This is a genomic window from Pseudoflavonifractor sp. 60, assembly GCF_009911645.1.
Classification (GTDB): domain Bacteria; phylum Bacillota; class Clostridia; order Oscillospirales; family Oscillospiraceae; genus Lawsonibacter.
The window spans coordinates 1-6,342 of sequence record NZ_QWKI01000278.1 but is presented as its reverse complement, the minus strand read 5'-3'; the positions used below and the strand labels follow the sequence as shown (position 1 = coordinate 6,342).

6 protein-coding genes and 1 pseudogene are annotated in these 6,342 nt (G+C 60.4%); all 7 read right to left on the bottom strand.

Annotation, left to right across the window (positions count from 1 at the left end; genetic code table 11):
- Nucleotides 1-280 precede the first annotated feature (280 nt).
- Nucleotides 281-1,450 carry a sodium/glutamate symporter gene (gene gltS / locus D1646_RS24085; RefSeq protein ID WP_347565270.1) on the bottom strand — a complete coding sequence of 390 codons (1,170 nt, stop codon included), beginning with the start codon at nucleotides 1,448-1,450 and terminating at the stop codon, nucleotides 281-283.
- A 72-nt stretch (nucleotides 1,451-1,522) separates the two neighbouring features.
- A pseudogene (locus tag D1646_RS24080) lies at nucleotides 1,523-2,455 on the bottom strand (TAXI family TRAP transporter solute-binding subunit); the annotation flags it as partial.
- A gap of 230 nt (nucleotides 2,456-2,685) precedes the next feature.
- Nucleotides 2,686-3,930: a serine hydroxymethyltransferase gene (gene glyA, locus D1646_RS21515; RefSeq protein ID WP_160638406.1), complete on the bottom strand. Its 1,245-nt coding sequence runs from the start codon at nucleotides 3,928-3,930 to the stop codon at nucleotides 2,686-2,688.
- 147 nt (nucleotides 3,931-4,077) lie between these two features.
- The gene (locus tag D1646_RS21510) at nucleotides 4,078-4,860 is read right to left on the bottom strand and encodes a polysaccharide deacetylase family protein (protein WP_160638405.1); all 783 of its coding nucleotides are present in this window, start codon (nucleotides 4,858-4,860) and stop codon (nucleotides 4,078-4,080) included.
- A gap of 95 nt (nucleotides 4,861-4,955) precedes the next feature.
- Nucleotides 4,956-5,249 carry a YerC/YecD family TrpR-related protein gene (locus D1646_RS21505; RefSeq protein ID WP_160638404.1) on the bottom strand — a complete coding sequence of 98 codons (294 nt, stop codon included), beginning with the start codon at nucleotides 5,247-5,249 and terminating at the stop codon, nucleotides 4,956-4,958.
- A 15-nt stretch (nucleotides 5,250-5,264) separates the two neighbouring features.
- Nucleotides 5,265-6,059: a hypothetical protein gene (locus D1646_RS21500; RefSeq protein ID WP_160638403.1), complete on the bottom strand. Its 795-nt coding sequence runs from the start codon at nucleotides 6,057-6,059 to the stop codon at nucleotides 5,265-5,267.
- Between the two features lie 3 nt (nucleotides 6,060-6,062).
- A partial coding sequence (locus D1646_RS21495; RefSeq protein ID WP_160638402.1) for an aromatic amino acid lyase occupies nucleotides 6,063-6,342 on the bottom strand: 280 nt, incomplete at its 5' end.

Here is a 6,342-nt window from a genome sequence, read left to right as displayed (position 1 = left end):
CTGATTCTACTTGAAATTTTAGGTAGAAGATGGTGCTTTCAGGGACAATCCCCCGCCCTCGCTTCGCTCGGTCACCCTCTTTGCCAAAGGGGGCAAGCGGCTTCGCCGCTTGTGCGCTCCTAAGGAATCACAAGGTGGAACTACCCCGGCCCGCTCTACAATTTTTCTCTACTTTACGAATTGAAGAAAGGTTTTTCCGGAGAGAGGTAAACAGCGGACCCCGAAGCCCTCTGCTCCGGGGTCCGCTTTGCGTCTGGAAAGGGAACCGGTTTCTGTCCAGTTACAGCATATTCACAAAGAAGGTGATGGTAATGCTGTTGATAAAGTCGGCAAACATACTGCCCACAATGGGGACCAGGATATATGCCTTGACGGAGGGGACAAACCGGTCTGTGAGGGCCTGCATATTGGCCATAGCGTTGGGGGTTGCGCCCATGCCGAAGCCGCAGGTGCCGGCGGCCAGAACGGCGGCGTCATAGTTGCGGCCCATCACATTGTAGACCACGAAGTAGGAGAACAGGAACATCAGCACCACCTGAACCACCAGCAGGATGATCAGAGGCACAGCCAGGGCGGCCAGCTGCCACAGCTTCAGGGTTATCATGGCAATGCCCAGGAACAGGGACAGACAGATACTGCCGATGTCGTCAATGGCGGGCATGGGGACCTCGAACTTGCCGCTGAACTCGCTGGCGTTGCGCATAATGGCGGCCACGATCATCGCGCCGATGTAGACTGGGAAGCTCATCCCCGTCTTGGACAGCAGCCAGGAGACAATGGTGCCAATCCCCATGGCGATGGCCAGCTGGTAGGCGGCGGAGGCGTAGCCCTGAATGGCGCTGCTGGTCTGCTCCTCGCTGTGGGCGGGGAGAGTCTCCTCCACGGGGACGGCAGTTTTCAGCAGGTCGTGCTTCAGAATCAGCCGGCGGCCCAGAGGACCTCCCATCAGGGAACCGGCAATCAGCCCAAAGGTGGCCGCCGCGGTACACAGGGTGGTGGCTCCCTCCAGACCCAGGGCCTCCAGGTTGGGTCCAAAGGCGCCTGCGGTGCCGTGTCCGCCCACCATGGGGATGGAGCCGGTACACATACCCAGCATGGGGCTGACCCCCAGAATGTTGGAGAAGCCCACCGCAGCCGCGTTCTGGATGATAATCAGAGAGGTGACGCACACCAGGAAGATGAGCAGGCTGACGCCGCCGCTTTTCAGCACCTTCAGGTTAGCCTGGAAGCCCACAGAGGTGAAGAACATGACCATGCAGACGTTTTTCAGCGTCTCGTCAAAGCTCAGCTCCATGACGCCGGTGGCATAGAGAGCACAGGACAAAATGGCGAAAATCAGACCGCCCACCACAGGAGCGGGGACACAGAAGGTCTCCAGCAGCTTGATCCGCTTCTTCAGGAAGCTGCCCAGGAACAGCACCACCACAGCTACCGCCAGTGTCTGGTACATATCCAGGGAGATCTGGAAGCTGCGCACATTTCGTGTGGGAGTCCGGGCCTCCACAGTAAGGCCCTGCTCGCTGTAGTAGGCCGCCGCGCCGAAGTGGAAGGGGATGGGCACACCCTGAATGGCGTGCTGCGGGTCCACAGCCGCGTCAACGGTGACGGCGCTCTGGATCTGCTCGCTGTTTTGGAACAAGGCGCTGGTGATCTGGTTCACCAGGGCGGCGTCCAGAGAATCGGAGGCCACCAGCACGGCCCGGACACCCAGAGTTATGACGTCCTCGTTCTGCCCCTTGTAGGTGCCCGCCGGGATGCGGCACATGGCATAGCAGTTATACAGGCCCATCAGCTGGTCGATGGTGCGCTGGTCAGGGGAAATCAGGCGTATGTCCATTTTCTCCGCCAGCTCTGCCACCGCTTTGGTGGGGGCGCCGGCGGTGCAGAAGAAGGCGTCCAGGTCGCCCCGCTCCATGGCAGCGGCGGACTCTGCAAAGGCCAGACGGCTGACCTTCAGCTTGTCGGTGGTCAGACCGTTGGCCTGAAGGATCTGCTCCGCATTCCGGGTGACACCGGAATCCTCGGCGCCGATGGAGACCCGCTTGCCCGCCAGATCGGCAATGGAGTTAATGCCCGACGCCTTGGTGACTACAATCTGGCAGGCCTCGGTGTACAGGCCGCCCACCGCGCTGTAGCCGGACAGGACCCGGCCCTCAAAGCTGCCCTCGCCTACGGCGGCGTACTGGAGGGTATCGCTCTGGACAATGGCCAGGTCAGCCATACTGCTCTCCAACAGGAGCAGGTTGGCCTCGGAACCCGTGGTCTCCTTCACAGTCACCTTCCAGCCGGTGGACTCTGTGAGCACAGGGGCCAGGGCGCTGCCGTAGGCGTAGTAGACGCCGCCGTTACCGCCGGTGCCGAATCGAATTTCGTCCGAGGCTTTGCCGCAGCCGCTCAGGCAGGCCAGCAGCAGGCAGGACAGAAGTAAAGCTGAACATATCCGTTGTAATTTCATACCGAATCTCTCCTTTTTATGTTTTTTTAATGAAAAGAAGGCATTCCTCCTCTCTGTGCGGCTGTTTCCGCATGTGAAGTCCTGCGATCCCCGCGCAGGCAGCGGGAAACGATGGTGATACTGAATTGATTGTAGCACAAAATTCATAGAAAGTACAGGGGATTCTGCAATGTTTTTGTGCAAAAAAATAGTGCTCCGGCTGGAGCACCATTTTTTCAGCTATGGGGAGATCAGCGATACAGGGGGTAACGGGCGCACAGCTGGGCCACACCCTGGCGGGTTGCGTCGGCGGTGCCCTCAAAGTCGAAGATGGTGTCGGCGATCCAACCGGCAATCAGTTCCATCTCGGCAGGGCCGAAGCCCCGGGTTGTGACGGCGGGGGTGCCCAGACGCAGGCCGGAGGTGATAAAGGGACTGCGGGGTTCGTTGGGAACCGCGTTTTTGTTGGCGGTGATATACACCTCGTCCAACCGGTTTTGCAGCTCCTTCCCCGTCACCTCCAGACCCCGCAGGTCCAGCAGCATCAGGTGGTTGTCCGTGCCGCCCGAGACCAGCTTCAGGTTCCGGTTCAGCAGCCCCTGAGCCAGCGCCTGGGCGTTGTCAATAATCTTCTGGCCGTACTCCCGGAAAGAGGGCTGGAGGGCCTCTCCAAAGCAAACCGCCTTGGCGGCAATGATGTGCATCAGCGGGCCGCCCTGGGTCCCGGGGAAGATGGCCTTGTTGAATTTCTTGCCCAGCTCCTCGTCACGGCTGAGAATGACGCCGCCCCGGGGGCCCCGGAGGGTCTTGTGGGTGGTGGTGGTCACCACGTCGGCGTAGGGCACAGGATTCTGGTGGACTCCCGCCGCCACCAGACCGGCGATGTGGGCCATATCCACAAAGAGGTAGGCCCCCACACGCTTGGCAATCTCGGCAAAGCGGGCGAAGTCGATGGTCCGGGGATAGGCGGAGGCCCCGGCAATTATCATTTTGGGCTTCTTCTCCTGGGCCAGCCGCTCCAGGGCGTTGTAGTCGATGAGGCCGTTCTCGTCCACGCCGTAGGGGATGATGTTGTAGAGAAGACCGGACTGGTTCACCGGCGAGCCGTGGGTCAGATGGCCGCCGTTGTCCAGGCTCATGCCCAGCACTGTGTCGCCAGGCTGGCACAGAGCCTGGTACACCGCCATGTTGGCCTGGGCCCCCGAGTGGGGCTGGACATTGGCATAGGCCGCGCCGAAAAGCTGGCACACCCGGCGGATGGCCTCCTCCTCCACCAGGTCCACGTCCTCACAGCCGCCATAGTAGCGTTTGCCAGGGTAGCCCTCGGCGTACTTGTTGGTCAGCACCGACCCCATAGCCGCCATGACCGCCTCGCTGACGATGTTCTCGGAGGCGATCAGCTCAATGTTCCGGTTCTGCCGCTGAAACTCCAGGTCGATCATGTCCCCAATCACCGGGTCCATCTCTTTGACCAGCGCTAGGTTATTTATAAACATATTGGGTTCCTCTCTTTACAGTTAATACGTGGCCGATTGTAACATACTTTGGCGATATGTGCAAGACTTCCATCCTCACAAAATATCCCCTAATCCACCTGGCGGCTGTTAAAATAGTGGCGTCTCAGGCGGAACGCCGCTTGTTTCTTAGCTGGAGGCGGGGCACTGACGGCCGGTGTGGTCTATGGTGTACTCCCCGGAGAGGATCATCTGGGAGATGGGTACAAAGGTGTAGCCCTCCTGGAGCAGGGTCTGGATGATGGTGGGCAGGGCCTCCGGGGTGTGCAGGGCGGCGTTGTGAAACAGGACAATGGACCCCGGCTGTACCTTGCTGGTCACCCGCTGGATGATCTCGCCGGCGGCCAGATCCTTCCAGTCCAGGCTGTCCACATCCCACTGGATGGGTTCCATGCCGATGGAGCGCACGGCGTTGATGGAGTTGTCGTCGTAGTCGCCGTAGGGCAGGCGGACCAGGGTCGGGCGCACACCGGTGACCCCCTCGATCTTGTCGTTGCAGGCGTTGAGGTCGGCCACCACCTGGTCGGCGGACAACTGGGGGTAGTGGGCGTGGGTGTTGGAGTGGTTCATCACCTCGTGGCCCGCGTCGTGGAGGGCCTTCACCGACTCCGGATATTTGTCCACCCACTCCCCCACTACGAAGAAGGTGGCGGGGACCTGATACTGACCTAAGATATCAATGAGCTGCTGGGTGTCCTCGTTGCCCCAGGCGGCATCGAAGCTGATGGACACCAGCTTTTGGTCCCGCTGGACACAGTAAATGGGAAGCTGTCGGGCCGAGGCGGAGGCCCCCACGGCGGCGGGGTAGTTCACCACATAGAACATCAGCGCCGCCAGGCACAGGCAGGTGCAGGCCGTCCACCACTTCCGGTCGATGAAAAAAATACGTATTTGTTCCCGGGTTTTCCTCATAGCTGCCACTCCTTTTTATTAAGAATCACATCACCTCACCTATATGAAAAAAGCGTCTGGAATATGTTTCTCCATTCCAGACGCGTTGATTTGGCTTACTTGGTCAGCCGCTCCAGCACCATTTGATAGCCCCCTGAGCCGTAGCGCAGCGCGGTATTCACCCGGGTTATGGTGGAGCTGCTGGTGGAGATTTCACTGCGGATGGTCTCATAGGTCATGCCGTCGGAGAGCATTTGGGCAACCTGAAGCCGCTGGGCAAAGGCGGACAGCTCCTGTACAGTGAGCAGGTCTCCGAAGAAGCGGTAACACTCATCCATGTTCTCCAGAGACAAAATGCTACGGAAGAGGGTATCGATGGATTCACTGCGTTCATTACAGATGCGGGACATAACGGAACGTCCTCCTTACTGTAGGGATGAAAGAGGAATGGCGGCGGGCTGGTCCACAGAGGCCGCTCCGCCAATATAGGCGGCGGTTACCCTCTGGTCCCGGCGGACCACGGCGGCCTGGACGACGCCGGCGGGCTGGATGTAGTCCCGGACAAAGGGGCCGTCCGGGGCACTCTGACTCTGGGCCAGGGCGGCGGCCAGAGAGCCGGAACCACAGCTGCCCTCCCACACCAGGCTTCCGGCGTCGGGTACCTTTACCAAAGGGGTCATAGTCCCTTTTTGGGAGTCCAGGAATATGACCCCATAGGCGTCCAAACCGGGGATGCCGGCCAGCAGGGGTTCGGATCGCCGGAAAAAGTCCAGACCGGGGGCAATATCCTCCGCCACCAAGTGGGCAATACCGCCCAGGTCCACCAGAACACAGGGGCAGCCGTCCACCGTCTCCCGGCGCACCGAACGTGGCAGGGGCATCTGGGTCTGGGCAGTCCCGGCAGCCCAGTCCACATCCACTGTAACGGGATGCTCACAGCCGCTGACCTCCACCCGCACCTGGGAGAGCCCGCCCCGTTCCCGGGCAGTGAGCATTCCGAAGGCCCGAGAGGCGTTTCCACAGAACTCGCCCCCAGCCATCTCCATCCGGGCCATCCCGCCCTGAAGGGGCGGGCAAACAAAGCCCACCTGCTCCACATCGGATCCAGGCAGGGCCATCAGCCTTGCGGCCAACGCCCCCCGCTGCTCCTTGTCCACCGGGTCCAGCACAAAGAGGGTTATATTGCCCGCCGGATTGGCCCGCACAACATTCAGCCTCATGGCTTACTGGAAATCAGGGATATATTCCTGAACAATGGCCAGCAGCTCGCCGCTGCGGATCATCTTCTCCACTTCCTGAATATCAGGCCAAATCTCCCGGTCGATCTCGTAGAAGGGGACCTTCTCACGGACGTGCTTCAAAATAGCCTCGTGGACTGGGGCAATACCCTGTCCGTGGGTCCCCAGGCGGCGGCGGACGTCAATGGCCTGACAGGCGGTGAGCAGCTCGTTGGCCAGTACCGAGAAGGTGTTCTGCACGATCCAGCCCGCCTTCCGGCCCGCA